We start from the raw sequence: 21,328 nt of genomic DNA on the forward strand, positions 1-21,328 counted from the left end.
TTTAATGATGACTTCCGGAATGATGAGCTCTCCTTTCTTCAGTTCGTCACCCTTGAAACTGGACAGGGCTGATACTAATAGCTTATTCGCATATTTTTATAAAATTCCACGGTGCACCAGGAGCTATCCACAAACAAAAAACCCGCATTTCTGCAGGTTCATTCAGTTCTCACAAGGCATTTGCCTTTGTATTTCGTGAGCAGCGGTCCAGCCGTGAATACCGGACTATTCCCATGACAGCTCCGGCAATCTCCACTACCTCGCCATTATTCATAACAGGCATGAGCGAGATCGCATACGTATTTCCGCCAATTTCAATTTCAAAAACAATCTTCTCATTATTTTTCCAGACACAGTCATAGTATCGTTCAATTCTTCCCGCTTTTTCGGGCAGGAATTCACCAAGGGTCTTGCCATTGATATCATTCGGGGTGAAGCCTAGGTCGTCCAGCAGTCCGCCGCCGACAATGTGGTGGATGAAATCATTTCCCTGCTTTGACAGCTTAAAAATGATCCCATAGTGGCTATGGATCATTTCCTCGGTTCTCCTCCATAACTTTTCGGGAGGGTCCTTCAGAAAGCTGTCGTCCGCAATCGCCGAAAAGTAAAATCCTCTCATGATGAAAAAGTAGCCAATCGCCTTGTATAAATGTCCAGTAAAATTATCGATATCATAAACGCTCTGGTAAATGGTGAACACGAGCTCAGATAAAAAAAGAAACGTGAATGCCAGCGCTACGTACAGATGCTGGCCGTTCTTGCCTTCGTTATAAAAATAAAGCGATATGACAATAGAGATGAAGTGAAGGAAACTGACACCGTATTCTATGAGGTTTTTCAAGATGGTTGTCCCTTTGCCTTCAATGACGAGCAGCGGGAGGCTTTGTTCATACTTGAAAATCACGAACATGATGACACCTATAACACCTGTACAAATTGCCAGGCAGATACGCCTTGGATCCTGCTGCAGCTTGCGTTCGGGCAACATGAGGACAAGCACCATCATCAATGCTTCAATACTGCGTGCCGTCACCCAGAACCATGTCGCCTTCGCAATCGAGCTTTCGGTTATAAAAAAGGGCATCCCTTTGAAAGTAAGTGTGTGCAATAAGTCGAGCATTCCGACTATGAAAAATAAAAAGCTCAGCATCAGGATTTTCCGGGATTTCGAAATACCGAAAACTTTCCAGCCGTATGAAAAGATTGAAAAGGAAACAGCAATACTGAAAAATTCCAAAATCGTATGGATGGCAAGATAATTTTCAGGATTCAAATAGGACGAAAGGTCGGCATGATAGAGATGGATCAGCATCAAAAGCATGACCGCAGCTACAATGTAAACGAGAAACCTTCCCTCCGACATGCTCTTCTCCATTTTGCTCACCTGCTTAGGGAGGATATAATTACCTTTATTATAAGCACCATCCGCGCCCCCTGCTTAGCGTACATATAGCCGTTTTGTGAATATTGACAATTCCGGCCAAATACATATAAGGGTTTTGCTATTTTTCTTTTATTCGGTAAAGTGGTAGTTAGATAGATTTGAAGGACGTGTAATCATGAAAATGAAAGAACTTTTGCCCCGTTTTAGCGTGCCTGTCTTCAAGGGCATTGCCTTAACCCTGGTTCTGGCACTGGCCGCGCGCTTGATCGCTGGCCTTCCATTCTTCGCGATCCTGGGACAGCTTGTCATTGCCATCATGCTTGGAATGATATGGCGGGCGTCTGTCGGAGTGAACAGCGGACTATTGGAAGGTGCCTCATATTCCAGCAAAAAGCTGCTTCGCCTCGGAATCATTTTGCTTGGATTCAGGCTGAATCTCTATGATATATACAATGCCGGAACGACGGTGTTTTTGATCGCATTCGCGAACCTTACCTTCGCTTTAATCGCTGTTTATGGATTAAGCCGGCTCTTTAAGGTCGAGAAAAGGCTTGGCATCCTGACTGCCTGCGGCACTGCGATTTGCGGAGCGGCGGCTGTCGTTGCGATCGCTCCAGTCATCAAGGCAAATGAAAAAGAAACGGCTGTCGGTGCAGCCAATGTTGCTGTGCTTGGAACGATTTTTACCATTCTTTATACCTTGATCTTCTCCTATCTCGACTTGAATGCGCTCGATTATGGTGTTTTTGCGGGAGGAACCTTGCACGAAATCGCCCATGTCGTAGCCGCTGCCGACCCGGCTGGCCAGGCAGCACTCGACCTCGCCATTATCGTAAAATTGACCAGGGTTGCGCTGCTTGTTCCAGTTGCTATTTTGATAGGGTTCCTTCTGCAGCGAAAAGAAAGCGGTGAAGCTGGTAAAAAAATGACGCTGGCTAACCTCCCGATTCCCTGGTTTATCCTTGGGTTCCTTGCGGTGAGTGCATTCAATACCACAGGAGTTGTCAGTGATGGCGCTGCGTCAGCCATCGTCAGCCTCGCCTACTTGCTCATCGGCATGGCCATGGCAGGACTCGGTTTGAATGTTGACTTCAAATCATTCAGGCAAATGGGTGGAAAGGCTCTGACAGCAGGACTTGCAGGATCTGTGCTGCTTTCGGTGTTTGGGTACTTATTGGTGGTGCTAATGCTGTAGGTGAGCGATTGTTCAGACGGACAGATTGAGGAAAAGTTGGCGTGATTGTGGACGAGCCAGGGACTTTTCGGACAGCTTTGAAGTTAAGATGCGCAAAGTTGTCCGAACCCGGGGCTACTTCAGACAGCTTTGGGGTTTCAATCCGAAAAGTTGTCCGAACCCGGGGCTACTTCAGACAGCTTTGGGGTTTCAATCCGGAAAGTTGTCCGAACCCTAGCCTGAACCCCATTTCATTTGGATTATTCCACAAAGATCTTCCCAGGATTGAGAATTCCGTTCGGATCGAGGGTTTTCTTAATCGACTTCATGACATCATAGGCAGCGCCATGCTCTAATCGCTGATATTTTGCTTTCCCCAGGCCAACACCATGTTCTCCTGTGCAGGTGCCTCCCCGCTTCAGTGCATAGTGGACGATTTCCTGATTGATCCGTTCGCCTTCTTTTACTTCAACAGGGTTTTCCTTGTCCATCAGCAGCAAAACGTGATAGTTGCCGTCACCGACATGGCCGACGATCGAACCTTCAATCGCAGAAGCATCAATCAATTCACGGGTGTGGAGAATCGCCCCGGTCAATTCAGAAACCGGAACACTGACATCCGTCAGCATGATGCTTTTCTTGCCGGCTGTATGTTTGTAGGCGTAAAGCAGATTGTGCCTTGCTTCCCAAAGCTGGTTGCGCGCTTTGGAGTCTGCCTCGAATTGGAAGTTGTAGCATCCATGGTCCTTCAAAATCTCAGTGGCAAACTCTACATCCTGTGCCAGTCCTGCTTCGTTGCCGTGGAATTCCATGAACAGCGTCGTGCTTTCTTCATAATCTGTTTCCATGAACTCATTCACTTTTTTTACCGACTCTGCATCGACGAACTCGATCCTGGCCACTGGAATGCCTCCGGCCAAAATGCCAACCACGGCATCGACTGCATTTTTTACAGAAGGAAAAACTGCCCGCCCTGCGGTGATCGCCTCTGGGATGCCATATACTTTCAGCGTAAGTTCAGTGATAACACCAAGCGTTCCTTCCGAGCCGACAAACATGCCGTTTAAATGTATTCCTGAAGATGACTTGGCTGCAAGGCTGCCGGTATGGATGATGTCACCGTTCGCAAGCACAACCTCAAGGTCCCGCACCTGGTCGCGCATGATGCCGTAACGGACTGAAGTGGTGCCGCTTGCATTCGTTGCCGCCATCCCGCCAAGCGTCGCATCTGCACCTGGGTCAACGGTGAAAAACAAGCCATATTTCTTCAGCTCTTTATTCAGGACAGAACGTGTTACGCCAGGCTGGACTTTGACGAGAAAGTCGCTTTCCTTCACTTCAACGATGGAATTCATCTGTGAAAGGTCAAGAGAAATTCCGCCATTCACCGGGATGACATGTCCTTCCAGACTTGTTCCCAATCCGAAAGCCACGACAGGAATTTTCCGCTCATTTGCGAATTTGAGCACCTTGCTGACATCCTCTTTATCCTGCGGGAATACAACGACATCCGGCAGGCGCGGTTCGTGATATGATTCATCCCGGCCATGAAGCTCCAAAACCGTTTCATTCACCGTTACAAGTTCCTCACCTATGACCTTCTTCAACTCATCTATGTAGCCTGCCATTTCAATCTCCCCTTTTAAAAAAGTTATGAATATTGGAATCCCGCATATCAGAAACTTGCTTTTAACTGGTTACGAACCCAGGTATCTAGCATAATAGGATTTTGCTTTTACCGTATCATTCGTGCCATGGATGAGGACCCTTCCGTCCTGGAAAATGACCATGGTGATTTCCTCGTTCGGCATGAAGCGGAGCAAAAATGGATTGCCTTTGACCTCTCCATTATTTTTCAGGGTGCTGGCCAGTTTCTCCAGATCCTGTTTCGTTTTTTGCCGCGGATTGATCTGGATGGTGTTCCGGCCGCATAAGGATGCATAGTTAATTTGCTGGTCTGATGAACGATCTAGAAATTCGTAATTGTGGTGGACACATGCCGGGCATTCTGGATTACGCCCCTGGCTGACGTCCATTTGCAAAAAGGAGTTGTACCAGATATCCATCTGTTCAAGATTCGGATTCGACTCTGCCCCCACGAGTATCTTGAGTACCTCGACTGCTTCGAAGGATCCGATGATATCCGTAATCGGCGAAAGCACACCGATGCTGTCGCATGTTTCACCCAGTCCCGCAGGAACAGATGGGAACAAGCAACGATAGCAAGGAGTTTCACCCGGCTTGATGACGGCGAACATCCCACGTGAACTGACAGCCCCTCCGTACACCCACGGAATGCCATGTTTGACGGCAACATCATTGATGAGATAACGGGCCATGAAATTATCGGTCCCATCGACAATGACATCAAAGCCTGCAAGCAGATCCTCTGCGTTGTCGAGCGTCAAATCTGCGATGATCGGCTCTACTTTAATCGCAGAATTAATCTTTTTCAGTTTTTTTTCAGCGGCGACGACCTTCGGCAGGTTGTCGCGCGCATCATCCTCATCATAAAGAGTCTGACGCTGGAGGTTCGAAAGCTCCACCAGGTCACGGTCGATGATGCGGACATGCCCGACACCTGATCGAACCAGATGATTCGAAATCACCGTCCCCAGCGCGCCCATGCCGACGATGACAGCTGAGCTCTTCAATAGCTTCTCCTGGCCATCCCTTCCAATTGGCTTGAATAAAATCTGCCGTGAATAACGCTCCATTTCTATCATGCATATCCCCTCATTTCTATTTCATTATATCTTTAAATAAAGCTTTTTTTTAGGCTGAATTTTCACTATACTTAAGATTAAGAGGAAAATAGGCCTCTTGTATTATTTTTTATCCATACTAAATGAAAGAGGTGGATTAGTTAAGATGAATTTCGGGGGATTTAAAAACAAAGAAGTAGTAGTTGACTTGACAAATGGCAGTGTCGATTACCGTGGCATCAATGAAGAAGATGTCAAAAAGTATGTCGGCGGCCGCGGTCTTGGGGTTAAGTATGTTCTCGACAACGGGCCTGAAGTAGAGCCTTTGTCAGAAGAAAACATCCTGTGCATCATGACGGGGCCTGTAACAGGTTCACGTTCATCAATGAGCGGACGTCTTGCAGTGGTAACGAAGTCTCCATTGACAGGAACAGTTACTGACTCGCACATGGGCGGATGGACAGCAGCTCGTTTGAAGTGGGCTGGCATCGACAACGTTATTTTCAAAGGCAAAAGTGACAAGCCTGTGTACCTTTATATCGAAGACGGTAAGGCAGAGATCCGCGACGCTTCTCAATTGTGGGGATTGAGCACGCGCGCGACTGTACAGTCTTTGAAGGATGCACATGGCGAAGAAAACCTAAGCGTTATGACAATTGGCCAGGCTGGTGAAAACGGCGTGCGTTTTGCCGGTTTCATGAACGAGCATGACCGTGCTGCAGGACGCGGCGGTACTGGTGCGGTTGCAGGCTACAAGAAGCTGAAAGCAATCGTCATCAAAGCTGCACAAAAAGGCAATATGCCTGAGCCGGCACAGAAAGATGATTACAATCAGGCGAATAAGAAAGCAGTTAAAGCCATTCTTGAAGGCGGCCTGACTGCTCCTAATAAGGGCGGCTTATCCGTATACGGAACAAACGTCCTTACTAACTTGATCAATGAAGTGGGAGCGCTTCCAACGCGCAACTCTCAATTGACACACTGGGATGAAGCTGAAAAGCACTCAGGCGAGTGGGTAAACGAGCATATTCTCGTTGCCAACAACACATGCCACGCTTGCCCGGTCGGATGTAAGATCGAGGTTGAAGTCAAGGAAGGCAAATATAAGACTCGCGTAGAAAGCTTTGAGTTCGAATCTGCATGGGCACTTGGTGCGAATAGCGGATTGAGCGACTCAGAAGCGATCGCATACTTAATCGACATCTGTAACGAATACGGTATGGATACAATCGAGCTTGGCCATGCTATCTCTGTCACAATGGAAGCCTACGAAAAAGGCATCGTTGAAGAGAAGCTTGACTGGGGCGACGCAGACGGCATGATCGAAATCGCTCGCAAAATCGCGTTCCGTGAAGGATTCGGCGGCATTCTTGCTGAAGGTCCTGCACGTGCAACTGCTGCATGGGGCGTTCCTGAATTGTCGATGTCAGTTAAAGGTCAGTCTATCCCGGCTTATGATCCACGCGGAATCCAGGGTATCGGCCTTGGCTATGCGACAAGTAACCGTGGTGCCTGCCACCTTCGCGGCTACACAATCGCATCTGAAATTGCCGGCATTCCTGAGCCAACAGACCGTACTGTTGCAGAAGGCAAGGCAGAGCTTCTGAATGTATTCCAGAACCTGCTTTCATTCTCAGACTCTATGAATATCTGTAAATTCTCTTCTTTCTCTGAAAACGCAGAGCATTATGCTGAGCAATACAGCACAATGACTGGCATTCCAATGACAGCTGATGATGTCATGCTTGCAGGGGAAAGAATTTACAACCTTGAGCGTTATTACAATAACCTCGCTGGCTTTAACAAGCGTGAGGATGACTTCCTGCCAAAACGTTTCACGGAAGAAGGCGCTTCTGGAAACAGTGAAGGACTCGTTTCTCGCATGGATATCATGCTTGAAGACTACTATAATGTCCGCGGCTGGAAAGATGGCGTTGTTACTGAAGAAAAACTTCGCGAACTTGGCATCATCGGCGAAGAAACAGCTCCAGCTACAGAAGAAGTTTAATATTTTTGAAGAAAACCAGGCGATTTGCCTGGTTTTTTGTTTTTTGATCGACTTGAATAAAAGCGGATGGAGCAACTTGGTCGATATAATTGGAAAAGTGGTCGATATATTTCAAAATTCGCTGATAAAAGTGAAAATGTGGTCGATATATTTCAAAATTCGCCGATAAAACTCAAAATGTGGTCGATATTTTCTAAAGCGGGCTCCTTTGAGGTATAATTTCCCTTTCCTATTAGTGTAAAACGACCGCTAATCGGAAAAATTCACAATTTCAGCCTAAAATTAGAAGTTTTCAAGCCCAAATAATAGTTTTCAAACTAAAAATAAAAAGGCTCCGGCAATAAACTGCCGAAACCTTCGCTACCCGCCTACCCGGGTTGTTTTATAACGGTAATTTTTGATCAGCTGTTCGAGCTCATCCATGGTTTCCGCCTCAAAGCGGATATGTACAGCATTGACGATGAATGTTTTTGTAAAAGCAAGCTCATCCTCGCTTAAGATTTCCGCTCTCCATCCTTCCGCCTCATACACAAACGGGAAGGAGTCGGTCACGAGCCTGCCGCCCAGCTCTTCAAAATACATTCCAAGGTGACCCCTGTTGATTCCGCGGAATTCTAGTATTCTATCAACCATATCAGCCACCGGCAACCGGAGGAAACAGCGCGAACTGGTCGCTTTCTTTTACATACGTTTGAAGGTCCTGGTCATGGACGATGTTCCGGCCATTGATGTAGACATGCACAAATGGCTTGAGCGTCTTTTCTTCTGTAAAAATCTCTTCGTGTAAAACCGGGAACATTTCGCACATTTTATCAAGCACGTCCATAACCCGGTCTCCATCAGGCTTCACTTCGACTGTCACGCCTCCGCAAATCTCCCTGAGATTAGCAAATACCTTAACCTGCATCCTAAACGCCCCTTTCTCCTTACCTTAATAATAAATTGAAAAATGAAAAATGTCATTAGCTCTTTCAGCAGGGACTCTTCACTCTCATTTACGATTTTTGATTCACTATTTCTGAGAACTGTCTGATCATCGGAGTGTTTTCAGCATCTGTATGGGTCACAAGATAAAATTCCCGTTCGTATGGTTCAAACATGTCAACGATTTTAATACGGCCAGCTCTTTGTGCAGGCATTGCCGCCAGCCTTGAAATAAAACTGATGCCAAGTCCTGCTTCAACCGCAGCGATTACGGATTCTGTGCTTCCGATGGATACGGCAACTGTCAAATCTTCAAATGACAGGCCTTTTTCTGCTAAGTAATGCTCCATCATTTTGCGAGTGCCCGATCCTTCTTCACGTAGGACGAAATCATATTGTTGAAGTTGTGAAAAATCTGCTGAATCCGTTTGGACTAATGGGTGGCCTTCTGGCGTAACTAAAACCAGCGAGTCCGTGGCAACCGGGTTGCTTTTTACCAATCGGGATTCGACCTTCATCCCGATGATCGCAGCATCAATCTGGTGGTTCTGCAGTTTTTCAAGTATTTTTTTCGAATCGCCGATTTCGATTTTGACATCCACCTTCGGAAAAAGGCTGCGGAACCTTTTAACCCAGCCGGGAAGCAAATAGGTTCCTGGTATGGTACTCGCCCCAATTGTCAGAGTGCCTGTCAAGGTTCCCTGGAATTCTCCGAGTTCGCCCTCCAGCATCCTCCACCGCTTGGCAATGTCCTTTGCCGCTGTATACACAAGCACACCTGCAGGAGTCGGCCTGATTCCTGCCGCCCCTCTGTCAAGCAGTTCAAATCCCAGCTCATCTTCCAGGCTTTTGATTTTGAGACTGACAGATGGCTGCGAGCTCTTAAGCGCGGCCGCTGCTTCAGAAAAACTATTCTTTTCGACAACCATTATGAATGCCTCTAGTTTTTTCAAATTCATATTATTTACTCCATCTGCTGTTCGACTTCTTATTTATTCATTTTAATATATTAAGGGCTTGTATTGGGCAAGATATTTATTATCCTGAATTTTACTGTTAAAATAGTATTGACATATTATTATCTGAATATTAATATAGTTCTTGTAAATATATTTTACAATAATAAAAATCGATGACGAGAACACGTCCTTTATGGAACCTGATCCGCAGAGAGCCGGTGATTTGCTGCAAGCCGGTGTTCAGATTATAGAGGAACATCATCTCTGAGATGCAAAGCTGAAACCTGATTCCAGTAAGCTTTGCCGGCTGGTCCGCCGTTAAATGGAACACGTATGATGGTACGTTGATGAGAGCCGCATGTTTGTGCGGAATCAGGGTGGTAACGCGAGAACAACTCGTCCCTATTTTTCAGGGGCGAGTTTTTTGTTTTTTATTGTATAACATTCCGTTCCGGATTTCCTATACTCTCAGTGCCAGAACATTATATTAGGAGGAGAAAAAGGATGGGAAGCTTAAGGGGTAAAGAAACACTCACAATCGGTCTGATGTTATTTGCATTATTTTTTGGAGCAGGGAACCTGATTTTCCCGCCGTTCCTGGGGCAGGAAGCAGGAGCGAATTTTTGGCCAGCCATGCTTGGTTTTGTTGTAACCGGAGTTGGACTGCCATTATTGACTGTTGTTGTCATCTCGATGGCTAAGGATGGTATAAAAGAAATCGGCTCTAAGGTACACCCAGCTTTTGCAATCGTTTTCAGTGCTGCAGTGTATTTGTCAATCGGGCCTTTCTTCGGCATTCCAAGGAGCGCCAATGTCGCTTTTGAAATGTCCGTTAAGCCGTTCCTTGGGGAATCCGGAGTGAATTCTCCAGTACTTTGGCTGTTTACACTAGTCTTTTTCGCACTCGTTTACTGGGTTACGTTAAACCCTTCAAAAATGGTCGAACGGATTGGAAGCATCCTGACGCCTGTTTTGCTTGCAGCGATCGTCCTGCTCGTGATTGGCAGCTTTTTTAAGCTGGAAGGTTCGTTTGGACAGGTATCTGAAAAATACACATCAGCTCCATTTGCTACGGGATTCCTGGAAGGGTACCTGACGATGGATACCATTGCTGCGTTGGCCTTCGGTATCATTGTGGTTGGAGCTATCCAGCAGAAAAAAGCGCTGGAACGCAAACAGGTTGTACGGGAAACATTGAAGGCTGGTGTCATCGCTGGCATCGGATTAGCTTTTGTATATGTTACAGTCGGCCTTCTAGGTGCAAAAATGGCCTCAGTTGGTGAATACGAAAATGGCGGTGCGATTTTAACAGAATCGGCAAAGCTGATGTTCGGGGCGCCGGGCATGCTGCTGCTCGGATTGATCGTAACACTTGCCTGCTTCACAACGGCAGTTGGCCTTGTGGCCGCGACAAGCCAATTTTTCGCCAAAATGATGCCAAAGGTTTCATATAAGACTTTCACACTCGTTGTGACAGTGATCAGCTTATTGATCGCGAATCTTGGCCTCAACCAGATCATTTCGATTTCGGTACCAGTGTTGATCGTCCTTTATCCGATCACGATCGTCCTTGTCATCCTCTCCTTCCTTGACCGTTTCTTCAAGGGAGCACGCGGAGTCTATGTGGGAGCGGTATTTGCAACAACACTTGTGAGTGTAGTTGACGGTTTGAAGACATTCGGTGTTGAGTCAGAGGCACTCGGATCACTACTAAAATCATTGCCGCTATATGCGGAGGGACTGGGCTGGCTGCTGCCTGCACTTGTTGGTGCACTTGCTGGCTGGGCCTTTGACAGGCTGGTTCCATCTAAAGAGTTAAAGACGGCTTCAGAATAATAGGAATGAAATGGACCGGGCGTGAAAAATGCCCGGTCCATTATTTTTTATATGGAGATAGCTTCCCACTCCGACCTTAGGATTCCCATATTGATTCGGTCGTAAATTTTGCCATCACGATGGACCCCTTGTCTCACCCTGCCTTCGATTTGAAAACCGGCATTCTGGTAGGCACGGATTCCCCGCTCATTATATTCAATGACATCCAGGCCGACACGGTTCAGGTTCAGTTCATGAAAGGCATAGCGAAGAATGAGCTGCAGCGCTTCGGAACCATATCCTTTACCACGGTCATTGGCGTTGCCGATGCCCATTGCGAGCATCCCTGCCCTGTTATTCCATTCGATGCTGTGGATGACGATAAATCCAATCAGCCTGTCATCCTCGATCGTCCGTAAGCGGAAGTAAAAGCTGTTCGAACCAGGATCACCCTCACCTTCAAAATGTTCAACCGGGCGCGGTATCGCAATATCGGTGTCCACATTTCTCAGGTACTCAGGGTCTTCATCCCAGGAAGCGATGATTTCTGTATCCCCTTCCCTTTTTGCTGTAAGCTTTAGCGTTTGGCCGCGAAAAAGATTTTTTGTCATGATTTTTTTCTCCTATTCTAGTATTAATTTCACCTCTGCATCTGAAAAAACCAATTTATATATACGCAATATACTATCCCCTTTAGGTTTGATATTTCCATCTTATGGTTTACGGATGCTTAAGGCAATAAAAATTATTGTAAGTTTTAGGTTCGATGTATAAAGGTATAATCCAAACAAAATCTAAATGATGAAAAGTGAACAGGAGGCTGCTATGACACTAAATATCAAAATCTACTCTGATTACGTTTGACCATTCTGCTTTTTGGCGGAGTTTCCGCTAATGGAAGCGATAAAAGGGAAGGATGTCCGACTTGAATGGATGCCTTTTGAATTGAGGCCCTATCCGAACAAAACACTCAAGCCTGAAGAACACTATCTGCAAAGCACCTGGAAGCAATCCGTCTACCCAATGGCTGAGCGGATGGGAATCGACATAGTCCTTCCGGATGTGTCTCCCCAGCCATATACTCATCTGGCATTCGAAGGCTATCAGTATGCGAAGGAGATAGGAAAAGGAAATGAGTATAACGACCATATGCTCCGGGCTTTTTTCCAGAGGGAGCTGGATATTGGGGATATCGAGGTGTTGACGATGCTTGCCGAAGAGATCGGCCTGGATGAAATGGAGTATCGTGAAGCACTGGAAACTAGGAAATATAAAGAAGCACATCTACAGGCTCTTCACCATGCCTATAACGAGGTTGATATAACCGCTGTCCCTACCTTTATCATTGGTGACAGGGTCGTTCCGGGAATGAGATCGAAAGAAGCGCTGGAACAAATTATTAAATCAGAAATGGGAGATTCAGGTGATGGTTTATCATGCGGAGTGGATGGATGTTAAAGCTAAAAAGGGCAGCCACAATTTGTGGACTGCCTCTTTTAAAATATAAAATGTATAAAATTCAACTTCGAGAATTGTCCAGCTTCAGCGCCTAGCCCCTCGAGTCGCTTCGGTCTGCCCAATGAAGTCAAAGAACGACTTCACTGGGCAGACCTCCAGCGCTTGTCGGGGCTGACCAAGGCGCTTACGCTTTTCTTACTATGCCCTTTTAAACGGCCACCAGTTTGCTTCACCGAAGTTCTTCACCAGTACCGGGATGAACAAAGGCAGCATGATGAATGCGTATAAGAACAATCCAACAAGCAGGATTGACGCGATTTGCAGCAGGGACATCATTCCTGATGGCATCATCGCTGCAAATGTACCGCCGAGGATGACAGCCGCAGAAATAATGACTGTTCCCATCTTTTTCATCGACAGCAGCATAGCTTCGGAGATTGACAGATTCTTATATTCATTGAATCGGTCCATCAAGAAGATGCTGTAGTCGACTCCAAGGGCAACAAGGATGACAAAGGCAAAGAACGGTACTGCCCAGCTGATGCCTGAATATCCAAGGATATCAACATAGATGACCTCGTTGACAGCCATTGCCGTATAATAAGTTAAAATCAGTGAGCCGATAATGTAGATCGGCATGATGATCGAGCGGAACAGGAACACAAGGATAATCCCGATCCCCACCAGCATCAAGATGACCGTCCGTGAGTAGTCCTGGCCGGACATCGTATCAAGGTCGGCGTTCGTGCTCGTGATGCCGCCAATTGCCACTTCCGCATTCTCAAGCTTCGTCCCTTTCGTCGCACGCTCAACTGCTTCCTCGATTTCAGCAACCTGAGCCATGGCTTCATTTGAATAAGGATTTGCTTCAAAAATAACGTCCATCGTCATGACTTTGCGGTCGTTTGACATATAAACATCAAATACCTGGGTGAATTCTTCACTCTCAAGTACATCAGCCGGCAAATAGAAGCCGTTGAAATCAGATTCAGCCAGGCCATCCAGATATTCCTGTGCAGAGCCAAGACCTTCAGATACCTGGTTCAAGCCGTCCGTACTCTGGTTAAGACCATCTGTAAGCTGGTCCAGCTGGCCTCCAAGACCGCCAAACCCTGCCAGCAGCTGCTGCTGTCCGGCATTGATTCCAGTCAGTCCATCCGTCAGCCTCGGGAAATTATCAACGATTTGACCCTGGCCGTCAGCCAGCTGGTCCAGTCCTGACTGCTGCTCCTCGATTCCGTCGATGAGCTGCTGGAGTCCAGGACCTAAGTTTGCCTGCTGTGCCAGAGCATCGGCGAAGGCTTCATTTGCTTTTGCCATGCCGCCTGTAAGCTGAGGCATTTTCTCATTAAGTTGGTCCAAACCTGTTGATGTTTGGGCTAATTGATTCTGCATATCTAAGAGATTAGTTTTAAGGGTTTTATATGTGTCATCATCTGCCCCGTATTCACTTTCAATGTGACTGAATAATTCGAGCTGTTTCTGTGATATACCTGCAGATAGTCCAGCAAGACCATCACCAATTCCTTTGTAACCAGCTTCAAGCTCTGCCAGACCTGTCTGCATCTCAACATAATTCCCCTGAAGCTCCTTATACCCAGCAAGCAGTTCCTCGGCTCCCGCCTTAGCTTCTGCTAATCCGGCCTGAAGCTGGTCAGAACCAGCAGATCCCTTTCGGATGCCGTTTTCTATTTTTGCCAGGTTGGTCTGGATCTCCCCAAGACCTGACTTAATTTCGGTCGTTCCATTGATTAACTGGTTGATGCCATCAGCAGCACCATCCAGTTCCGGAGCTGATTTGGACAGCTCTGATTCTGCTTCCTGAAGTCCTTCGCTGATTTTATCCAAACCTTCTTTTCCTTCTCCAAGTCCTGAACCGAGTGTTTCAGCCTGCTTGGATACGAAGAAGTCTTGTATTGGTTCGCCGGTTGGCCTTGTTACCGAGCGAACTGTGTCAACGAGGTCGACCTTTTCTAATTCAGTGCTGATTCTCTCAGCCAGCTCGATGTATTCTGCTGAATCCATTCTTTCGTCATTTTTCAAAATGACCTGGGTTGGCATGGATTCACCAGGTCCGAAGCTATCGGCGATTGCGTTAAAGGCCTTGATTGAGTTTACATCCCCGCTGATTTCATCCAGTGAGTTATAGCTTAACTCCCCATCGTATGAAAACAGGAATGGTACGCATACTGCCGCTACAATCAAGAGGCTGAGGAATGGACGAGCCAGTGAGAAGCTGCCGACCGTGCCCCATAATTTGCTTTCACCATGTTCAGCGCTCTGTTTTGAAGGCCAGAAAATCTTTTGTCCTAATACCGCCATAAAAAATGGGACAATAGTGAATAATCCGAGCAAGAGCATTGCGACACCAATCGCTACGGCTGCAGCAGACTGATATAAAATAAATTGGGAGAATCCTATAGCGGCGAATCCGATCATAACCGCTACACCGCTGAAAAAGACTGTACGTCCCGCGTTTTTGTATGTTGCGACAATCGCAGCCGGCACGCTTTCATTATGCGTCATCTCTTCCTTAAAACGGCTGAGCAGCAAAATACAGTAATCCGTTCCGATTCCGAACAATACGGCCACTAGGAAAATCTGCGTATAGTTTGAAAGCGGGAAATCGAATTGATCAACAAGCATGGCTACGATTGATTGTGAAACAAGATAGGCCATCCCGACTGTCAATAATGGAATGACAGGAGCGACGACAGACCTGAATACCAGCAAAAGCACCACGAGGATAAAGACCACTGTGATTCCTTCAGTCTTTTTCAAACCTTCTTCAGAGCTTGTCATCAAGTCTTCATTGATCAGCCACTGACTTGTGTAATAGTGGTCGACTTCGATATCTTCAATCGTTTCATACAGAAGCTTGCTTACCTCCGCTGGTTCGCGGTCATTCCAATTGACCGTGACTGAAGTTAAGATCGATTTCCCATCGTCAGAAACAAGCTGTGCCTTAAGGCTCTCTTCATTGAAATGTGTCAGAATATCGGTGATCCCAATTTCCTCGCTGTTATCTTCAAGTGCGCGGATTGCTTTCTCCGCTTCATTGATTTCTTCCTGGGTCAATTTCTTTTCACTATGGAAAACAAGTGCGACCTGGGTATCATCCCCTCCGCCTTCTTGTTTCCTTACGTCGTCCATGATTTTTCCGGCCAGCGTCGATGAATATTCGTCCGGCACGGTAATCTGGCCTTTTTCCCGGACAAGCTCCGCCATATTCGGCGCAGCCATGAACAGACCTGCAGCCACAAGAATCCATGCAATAATAACAAACCATTTCTGCTTAATAATGAATTTCACGTTATTCCACCCTGCTCTTTCTTTCTGTTAAAATGTCATTCAACTTGTCGTAAGTCTTTAGAAACTGAACGATTTCATCCTGATCGAATTTTTCAATAAAGGATCCTACTAGTGCCTGAATCCTTTCCTCTGCCTTCTGGAATAATTCATTTCCCTTTTCAGTCAAAGACAGGTAGACCAGGCGCCGGTCATTTTCATCCCGCTCCCGCTGGATCAGCCCTTTTTCCCACAATCGGGTAATAATTGCGGTAATCGCACTTTTTTTGACATCGAATACTTCCGCCAGCTCGGAGGACGTACAAGTGTCAACCTTATTGATATACCGCAGTGTATAGTGCTGATCATTCGTCAGGTCTGAACCTATTTCTTCCTTGATCAGTCCCTCGGCAATCTTGTTGACCGAAAAAGAAACATGGATATAATGGTCAACTAAATCCTTGATTGATTTATCACACATGTCTATCTATTCACCTCGCTCAAAACTTATTCCATTGTTTAACTGTTCAACTGTTTAACTATTAACCTTTTTAACTTTAATCCTAATTACTTTTTATGTCAATAAGAAAACAAAAAGACTGCCCAAGTTTATCAGGCAGTCCAGCTATTTAAAAGGTGTTATAAATATTCGCGCACTCTTCCCCTGTTGGTTCATAAAAACAATGAAGTTTAAATCGGCCGACATGCGGCTGATTGTACCATGTCGGCGGGCAATCTCCTGGCGGACGGAAATACCACAGGCTAAATTTAGAAGGCCATAGCCTCTCTCCTTTAAGTGCACGCCTCGCAAGTCTTTTTTCGGACTCTCTCGCCCGCTGGTAAAAATAACCCTTTTGTGTTGCTTCAAAAGCATGTTCCTGGTAAATCATCTGCGGAACGGTCCTTAACCCCTTAAAATCGGAACAGTTCGCCCGTATCCGGTTGATCCCTACATTTCCCACCATCAGCATTCCCTGCAGCCCTTCACCCTCAGCCTCTGCTCTTAACAATCGGGCCAACAGATCGACATCAGCCTCCGTATGCTTCACTACTGCCATGGCATAACCTCCACCATCGGATTCTCAATACATAGTTGAATAACCCTCCTGTTTCCGGGCTATACTCCTTCACTCTTATTCCTATTATTCAAAAGCTTGGGCTATACAGGTTTCTTCTTCTTTTGCATAACATATTCGCTTTGCCCCGTATAGGATAGTAGCAGGACGTAGGTGACGATCATCATGGAAAATGAGAAGAAGGAACTTTTTGGCGCCTGGGTTCAGGCAACCGGAACTACACTCTCAGCAATTGGAAGCACGCCCTTGAAGGTTTTTACCGAAAACGAGCTGACCAGCTATAACCTGTGGGGAAACGAGCTTCAGGCTTTGGGTAATGCACTGATTGCAGACAGCGAGCCCTATTTTACAATGGAGAAGATTGGAAACATGATACAGTCTGCAGGGAATCTCACGGTAATTGCGGGCATTCTTCTTCCGGGAATGCAGCAGGAGCTGGATATCAAAGGCAATCTGATGCAGGCACTCGGAGGCAGCGCCGTCCTTAAAGATACTTTAACAGAAGAGCAATCCGTGGAATCACTCTACCATTTATATGGAAACCTGCTTCAAATCATCGGGAATTCACTGCAAGCGATCTCAGGCATCATCGAGCTTCAGGGCGGGGAAGGGGAAAATATCAATACCGCCGGGAGCTGGATTCAGGCTACAGGCTCCATTATTGAGGCAGTTGGTTCCACAATAGATTATTTGGATGAAACTGGATAAAAAGCAGAAATATTCTTGTTTTCTTCAACACAGCATGGGTAAATTCATAATACCTTTATTAGGTAATCCAGCATTCGAGGAGGTAATGAACATGGCAAAGAATAATGACAACGGAATGGAACGTGAAGATTATTTCAAGGACCGCGCTGGAACCGATGATGCAAGATTCCACGCTGTACCTCATGATGAAGAAGGCTGGGCAGTCAAAAGAGAAGGACAGGATGACCCAGAACTTACAACTGACTCAAGATCCGAAGCTGTGAGCGAGGCTAAGCGAATGGCTGAAGAAGCCGGCACGATGGCCTACATTCATGATGAAGATGGGAAGATTGAGGATCAGTACAATTACAGCAACTAATAGCGGCGGAGCTTTGACCAGATAGCTGTCAGCTGTTTCCGTCAAAAAAATCAAAGCCTTGCAGATTGCTGCAAGGCTTTAGTCTATTAAGCTTTTAAAACATCGTGATCAACATAGCGCTCGCCGTTCAGCTCACTGATAACGTTGATGGCAACCTTCGCACCGTCTCCAGCCGTGATGATGGTGTGCATGCTTACGCCTGCACAAGTGCCTGCAGCCCATACGCCTTCAACATTTGTTTTTCCGGCAGCATCGACATCGAAAATTGTCTTGATTCTTGGCTCTGTGCCATCTTTTGTTGCAAGACCTGATGCTTCTGCTACATCCGTCATCATGCCTGATGCGATGATAACATGCTTTGCTTCATACTCGCCGTTTTCAGTTACGACTTTAACGCCGCTGTCTGTTTTGCTGACAGAAGTCACTGTCGTTTCAACAAACTCAGCACTAAATTTTTTCGCTTGCTTGATGCCAGTTTCTACTAAGTCAGGACCTGCAATTTCTGGAGCACCATAGTGGTTCTCCATCCAGGCGCGCTTCGTTACGCTTTTATTGTTGTCCAGCACGATTGTTTTCTTGCCAGCCTTCGCTGCGAAAATTGCTGCGCTTCCGCCTGCAGGGCCCGCTCCGATAATTGCTACATCATACATAGGAAAATTCCTCCTTTTCTCTATTTCAATATAATCATAACAGATTTCCTTCTATAAGCGAATATTTTAAAACTAGGAGTTTTATCACAAAAGACTCACCAAAAATGATGAGCTATTCCAGTTTAATTCGCGGGTCCACCACACCATAAAGGATATCGGCGATCAGATTCCCCATGATCATGATGGTGGAGAACATCATCGTCAGATTCATAACCATCGCGTGATCCCGCATGTTAATTGACTTTATGAACAGCTGGCCGATTCCTGGATATGTAAAAATTGTTTCAACAATGATCGCACCATTCACGATGTTCACTAAATCAATTCCTAGAAAGGTGACGATAGGAATCAGGGAATTTTTTAAAATATGGACATTGTAGATCCTCTTTTCGGAAAGCCCAATGGATTTTGCCGTTCTGACATATTCCTTTCGGCTGTTTTCCACGATATCATCCCTCAGAAATTGTGTGTATGTAGCTGTCCCGACAATCCCCAATACAGTAGCCGGCAATATGAGATGATGTACCCTGTCAAACCAGTATCCCCATGTCCCTTCAGTCACGGTGATATCGACTGAGCCATTGGAGGGAAACCAGTTCAGCTCAAACGAAAAGAAATAGATCGAATAAACGGAAACAACAATCAACGGCAGGGAGAGTCCAGTATAATTCAATCCGCTAATCAGCCTGTCCCCCAGTGTATTAGGGTTCCGGCCAGCGTACCTCCCCATGAAAAAAGACAGCAAATAGGTGATCAGCAAGGAAGCAATTCCCAGAATAAGGGTATTAGTCATTTTTTCCCTAAGAATCAGCGAAACCGGCACACGATAATACGACGACATTCCCAGATCCCCTGTCAGAAAGCTGGCAATCCACTTTTTATATTCCATCCATAGAATCGCAAGGTCATAATCAGCCCCCATCACCCTCGGCATCATCATGAATAAAAAGAAGACAACCATGGAGGTCAGCAGCAAACTAGGAATGGCAATCATGATTCTTTTAAAGGAAAAGATCCATACTTTCATGGTAAACCCTCTCAAACATCAGCTATTTTTGATCATGAAGAATACTACAAAGCAATACTTCACCTGCTGGCTGCTCCGGATTCTTTTATCATTACCTTTATTTTACTGATGAAATACATATTTTCATATAGTAAATGTTCTTCGGGCTGACTTATGAAAATATAACACCTGCATAAAAATAGCCGGCCAGTTTGCATGGCAGGCTATGACCGGCTTGCTATTAAGGTGCCTGCTGATATAGCAGCGCCTGGGCAATCCCGACAAAATATTCTGATTCCCGGATGATATGGTCCAGTACCACTTTGGCGGTTGGGTTATTTTTCACCGCCTCGCTTTCAGTTTTAATCTGCTCGCACAATTTGATAAAATCAAGACTTTGCTCCAAATAATACGAGGTCAGCTTCAACACATGCTGGTGCAGCTGGGCTGGTATGTAATTGGCGGACCTCGTCACCGTCTCGATGAATCTTAAAACTTGATGGCGGGTCTCCCCCAATACCCTTTCCCATTCCTTCAGTGCATTCACATATTCCTGTTCCAAATCAGGAGTCAACTCCCTGATTACAACAGTATGCTCCTCCTCCTGATGCTTCCAGAACTCAGCTTCATCCAATATCCGCAAGGGCATCTGCTGGCCGTAATAAAACTGCATGTTCTCACCCTCCTCAAATCTGTAATCGTATGAAATGTATGTTTTTCTAACCATATATATGCCAGCTGAGAATATGTTAAAGTAAGAGTGTGATTTGGAAAAAATGAACTATTAACCAATTGGAGGAAGGCTTATGAGGGAACTTTTTGAGCCAGGTACAGAAAATGTCTTTAAGCTATTTTCCAGTGTTCACCTGTCTACACTTGCGGCTTTCCTGCTTATGGTGATCCTGCTCTTTCTGTTTCGTAAAACACTGAGGGATCCTCGTATCAATCGTATTGCACGGGTTGGATTATTTCTCGTGCTGATCCTATCCGAAATCAGCCTGCAGGCATGGCTGTGGTGGAGCGGCCATTGGAGTTACCAATATTCGCTGCCCCTTCATCTGAGCAGCATCTCACTTATTCTTTCCGCCCTTTTACTTTTAACAAAAAGATATGCATTATTTGAATTCACCTATTTTGTCGGTGTCGGCAGCGCGCTCCAGGCAATGATCACGCCGGACATCAGCCTGTATACCTTCCCACACTACCGCTATGTCCATTTCTTCATTTCACATGGCGGAACGGTGATCGCCAACCTGTTCATGGTATTTGTTGCAGGATACAGGCCGACATGGAAGTCCATTTGGAAAGCATTCCTTTGGCTGAACCTCTATACACTCATCGTCTTCATCGTCAATTTCCTGATCGAGGGAAACTATATGTACATCTCCGAAAAACCAGTCAATCCGTCGCTCATCGACTATCTCGGACCATGGCCCTGGTACATCCTTTCGCTGGAAGCCATTGCGCTTGTAACTTTTATCATTTTGTATTTGCCATTCTGGCTTACCAGAAGGTTGAAAAGTGACAAACAGCAGGATTAACGAAAAAGGAGCTCAGAGATGATTCTCTGAACTCCTCTTTTTTTATCCGCTTGATATGCTTTTCTGTATGAGCAGCATCTCTTCCGACAAGGAATGTATTCTTGATAAGCCAGGATCACTTATCTCGTTATCCTCATTAAAAGCGCCATTCTGTACAAAAACACTTCCATTCGGAACAACTCCTTTAAATTACTGGTCCTGAACTTGTTGAAACTAGCAAAAACAAGCAAGTAAATTTGGTGCGGAAACCGTAGAAGATAGTTTCATTCGAAAC

General features: G+C 45.9%; 20 protein-coding genes and 1 other annotated feature. Of the genes, 7 read left to right on the forward strand and 13 right to left on the reverse strand.

Features of this window, described 5'->3' with window-relative positions:
* Positions 1-169 precede the first annotated feature (169 nt).
* Entirely contained in the window at positions 170-1,375 is a 1,206-nt protein-coding gene (locus tag FOF60_RS21025) for a membrane-associated sensor domain-containing protein (RefSeq protein WP_192470092.1), read from the reverse strand.
* A gap of 184 nt (positions 1,376-1,559) precedes the next feature.
* Between FOF60_RS21025 and FOF60_RS21030 the strand changes: the two genes are divergently transcribed.
* Complete coding sequence (locus FOF60_RS21030) at positions 1,560-2,579, forward strand: YeiH family protein (RefSeq protein ID WP_192470091.1); 1,020 nt, start codon at positions 1,560-1,562, stop codon at positions 2,577-2,579.
* A gap of 239 nt (positions 2,580-2,818) precedes the next feature.
* Here FOF60_RS21030 and FOF60_RS21035 read toward each other — a convergent pair whose 3' ends face one another.
* Together FOF60_RS21035 and FOF60_RS21040 are read right to left on the reverse strand one after the other, a co-directional pair.
* On the reverse strand, positions 2,819-4,186 hold the full coding sequence (locus FOF60_RS21035; RefSeq protein WP_192470090.1) for an FAD-binding oxidoreductase: 1,368 nt from the start codon (positions 4,184-4,186) through the stop codon (positions 2,819-2,821).
* Positions 4,187-4,255: 69 nt separating this feature from the next.
* Positions 4,256-5,284, reverse strand: a complete 1,029-nt coding sequence (locus tag FOF60_RS21040) for a ThiF family adenylyltransferase (RefSeq protein ID WP_413632777.1) — start codon at positions 5,282-5,284, stop codon at positions 4,256-4,258.
* Positions 5,285-5,429: 145 nt separating this feature from the next.
* On the opposite strand from FOF60_RS21040, the gene FOF60_RS21045 reads away from it, so the two are divergent.
* Entirely contained in the window at positions 5,430-7,271 is a 1,842-nt protein-coding gene (locus FOF60_RS21045; protein WP_192470089.1) for an aldehyde ferredoxin oxidoreductase family protein, read from the forward strand.
* A gap of 360 nt (positions 7,272-7,631) precedes the next feature.
* On the opposite strand, the gene FOF60_RS21050 is transcribed toward FOF60_RS21045, so the two are convergent.
* From FOF60_RS21050 to FOF60_RS21060, 3 genes are all read right to left on the reverse strand, one after another.
* A complete protein-coding gene (locus tag FOF60_RS21050) occupies positions 7,632-7,904 on the reverse strand; it encodes a MoaD-like domain-containing protein (protein ID WP_192470088.1) in 273 nt (90 codons plus the stop codon).
* A 1-nt stretch (position 7,905) separates the two neighbouring features.
* Positions 7,906-8,178, reverse strand: a complete 273-nt coding sequence (locus FOF60_RS21055; RefSeq protein ID WP_192470087.1) for a ubiquitin-like small modifier protein 1 — start codon at positions 8,176-8,178, stop codon at positions 7,906-7,908.
* An 88-nt stretch (positions 8,179-8,266) separates the two neighbouring features.
* Positions 8,267-9,154, reverse strand: coding sequence for a selenium metabolism-associated LysR family transcriptional regulator (locus tag FOF60_RS21060; protein WP_192470086.1), 888 nt, complete (start codon positions 9,152-9,154; stop codon positions 8,267-8,269).
* Positions 9,155-9,318: 164 nt separating this feature from the next.
* Positions 9,319-9,561 (forward strand) — a binding site (T-box leader).
* A gap of 97 nt (positions 9,562-9,658) precedes the next feature.
* Between FOF60_RS21060 and brnQ the strand changes: the two genes are divergently transcribed.
* Positions 9,659-10,990 carry a branched-chain amino acid transport system II carrier protein gene (brnQ, locus tag FOF60_RS21065; protein ID WP_192470085.1) on the forward strand — a complete coding sequence of 444 codons (1,332 nt, stop codon included), beginning with the start codon at positions 9,659-9,661 and terminating at the stop codon, positions 10,988-10,990.
* Positions 10,991-11,037: 47 nt separating this feature from the next.
* On the opposite strand, the gene FOF60_RS21070 is transcribed toward brnQ, so the two are convergent.
* Entirely contained in the window at positions 11,038-11,580 is a 543-nt protein-coding gene (locus FOF60_RS21070; RefSeq protein WP_192470084.1) for a GNAT family N-acetyltransferase, read from the reverse strand.
* A 214-nt stretch (positions 11,581-11,794) separates the two neighbouring features.
* Between FOF60_RS21070 and FOF60_RS21075 the strand changes: the two genes are divergently transcribed.
* Entirely contained in the window at positions 11,795-12,427 is a 633-nt protein-coding gene (locus FOF60_RS21075; RefSeq protein ID WP_192470083.1) for a DsbA family oxidoreductase, read from the forward strand.
* A gap of 198 nt (positions 12,428-12,625) precedes the next feature.
* On the opposite strand, the gene FOF60_RS21080 is transcribed toward FOF60_RS21075, so the two are convergent.
* The 3 genes from FOF60_RS21080 to FOF60_RS21090 form a co-directional block, all read right to left on the reverse strand.
* Positions 12,626-15,739: an MMPL family transporter gene (locus tag FOF60_RS21080; protein WP_192470082.1), complete on the reverse strand. Its 3,114-nt coding sequence runs from the start codon at positions 15,737-15,739 to the stop codon at positions 12,626-12,628.
* 1 nt (position 15,740) lies between these two features.
* Entirely contained in the window at positions 15,741-16,196 is a 456-nt protein-coding gene (locus tag FOF60_RS21085) for a MarR family winged helix-turn-helix transcriptional regulator (RefSeq protein WP_192470081.1), read from the reverse strand.
* A gap of 148 nt (positions 16,197-16,344) precedes the next feature.
* Positions 16,345-16,773, reverse strand: coding sequence for a cell wall hydrolase (locus FOF60_RS21090; RefSeq protein WP_192470080.1), 429 nt, complete (start codon positions 16,771-16,773; stop codon positions 16,345-16,347).
* 171 nt (positions 16,774-16,944) lie between these two features.
* Between FOF60_RS21090 and FOF60_RS21095 the strand changes: the two genes are divergently transcribed.
* Both FOF60_RS21095 and FOF60_RS21100 read left to right on the forward strand, forming a co-directional pair.
* A complete protein-coding gene (locus tag FOF60_RS21095; protein ID WP_413632778.1) occupies positions 16,945-17,499 on the forward strand; it encodes a DUF6944 family repetitive protein in 555 nt (184 codons plus the stop codon).
* 91 nt (positions 17,500-17,590) lie between these two features.
* Positions 17,591-17,857, forward strand: coding sequence for a DUF2188 domain-containing protein (locus tag FOF60_RS21100; RefSeq protein ID WP_413632779.1), 267 nt, complete (start codon positions 17,591-17,593; stop codon positions 17,855-17,857).
* 86 nt (positions 17,858-17,943) lie between these two features.
* On the opposite strand, the gene FOF60_RS21105 is transcribed toward FOF60_RS21100, so the two are convergent.
* The 3 genes from FOF60_RS21105 to FOF60_RS21115 form a co-directional block, all read right to left on the reverse strand.
* Complete coding sequence (locus FOF60_RS21105; RefSeq protein WP_192470078.1) at positions 17,944-18,507, reverse strand: FAD-dependent oxidoreductase; 564 nt, start codon at positions 18,505-18,507, stop codon at positions 17,944-17,946.
* Positions 18,508-18,619: 112 nt separating this feature from the next.
* The gene (locus FOF60_RS21110) at positions 18,620-19,534 is read right to left on the reverse strand and encodes an ABC transporter permease (RefSeq protein ID WP_192470077.1); all 915 of its coding nucleotides are present in this window, start codon (positions 19,532-19,534) and stop codon (positions 18,620-18,622) included.
* A 220-nt stretch (positions 19,535-19,754) separates the two neighbouring features.
* Positions 19,755-20,186 (reverse strand): DUF2935 domain-containing protein, encoded by a 432-nt coding sequence (locus FOF60_RS21115; protein ID WP_192470076.1) that lies wholly within the window; start codon positions 20,184-20,186, stop codon positions 19,755-19,757.
* 133 nt (positions 20,187-20,319) lie between these two features.
* Here FOF60_RS21115 and FOF60_RS21120 point away from each other — a divergent pair, with 133 nt between their 5' ends.
* Positions 20,320-21,054, forward strand: coding sequence for a YwaF family protein (locus tag FOF60_RS21120; protein WP_192470075.1), 735 nt, complete (start codon positions 20,320-20,322; stop codon positions 21,052-21,054).
* Positions 21,055-21,328 lie beyond the last annotated feature (274 nt).

The organism is Mesobacillus jeotgali (genome assembly GCF_014856545.2).
Lineage (GTDB): Bacteria > Bacillota > Bacilli > Bacillales > Cytobacillaceae > Mesobacillus.

Bases quoted from the DNA above. Each gene is read 5' to 3' on its own strand.
- FOF60_RS21025 (WP_192470092.1), bottom strand. From the start codon at position 1,375: ATGGAGAAGAGCATGTCGGAGGGAAGGTTTCTCGTTTACATTGTAGCT.
- FOF60_RS21030 (WP_192470091.1), top strand. From the start codon at position 1,560: ATGAAAATGAAAGAACTTTTGCCCCGTTTTAGCGTGCCTGTCTTCAAG.
- FOF60_RS21035 (WP_192470090.1), bottom strand. From the start codon at position 4,186: ATGGCAGGCTACATAGATGAGTTGAAGAAGGTCATAGGTGAGGAACTT.
- FOF60_RS21040 (WP_413632777.1), bottom strand. From the start codon at position 5,284: ATGATAGAAATGGAGCGTTATTCACGGCAGATTTTATTCAAGCCAATT.
- FOF60_RS21045 (WP_192470089.1), top strand. From the start codon at position 5,430: ATGAATTTCGGGGGATTTAAAAACAAAGAAGTAGTAGTTGACTTGACA.
- FOF60_RS21050 (WP_192470088.1), bottom strand. From the start codon at position 7,904: ATGGTTGATAGAATACTAGAATTCCGCGGAATCAACAGGGGTCACCTT.
- FOF60_RS21055 (WP_192470087.1), bottom strand. From the start codon at position 8,178: ATGCAGGTTAAGGTATTTGCTAATCTCAGGGAGATTTGCGGAGGCGTG.
- FOF60_RS21060 (WP_192470086.1), bottom strand. From the start codon at position 9,154: ATGAATTTGAAAAAACTAGAGGCATTCATAATGGTTGTCGAAAAGAAT.
- brnQ (WP_192470085.1), top strand. From the start codon at position 9,659: ATGGGAAGCTTAAGGGGTAAAGAAACACTCACAATCGGTCTGATGTTA.
- FOF60_RS21070 (WP_192470084.1), bottom strand. From the start codon at position 11,580: ATGACAAAAAATCTTTTTCGCGGCCAAACGCTAAAGCTTACAGCAAAA.
- FOF60_RS21085 (WP_192470081.1), bottom strand. From the start codon at position 16,196: ATGTGTGATAAATCAATCAAGGATTTAGTTGACCATTATATCCATGTT.
- FOF60_RS21090 (WP_192470080.1), bottom strand. From the start codon at position 16,773: ATGGCAGTAGTGAAGCATACGGAGGCTGATGTCGATCTGTTGGCCCGA.
- FOF60_RS21100 (WP_413632779.1), top strand. From the start codon at position 17,591: ATGGCAAAGAATAATGACAACGGAATGGAACGTGAAGATTATTTCAAG.
- FOF60_RS21105 (WP_192470078.1), bottom strand. From the start codon at position 18,507: ATGTATGATGTAGCAATTATCGGAGCGGGCCCTGCAGGCGGAAGCGCA.
- FOF60_RS21110 (WP_192470077.1), bottom strand. From the start codon at position 19,534: ATGAAAGTATGGATCTTTTCCTTTAAAAGAATCATGATTGCCATTCCT.
- FOF60_RS21115 (WP_192470076.1), bottom strand. From the start codon at position 20,186: ATGCAGTTTTATTACGGCCAGCAGATGCCCTTGCGGATATTGGATGAA.
- FOF60_RS21120 (WP_192470075.1), top strand. From the start codon at position 20,320: ATGAGGGAACTTTTTGAGCCAGGTACAGAAAATGTCTTTAAGCTATTT.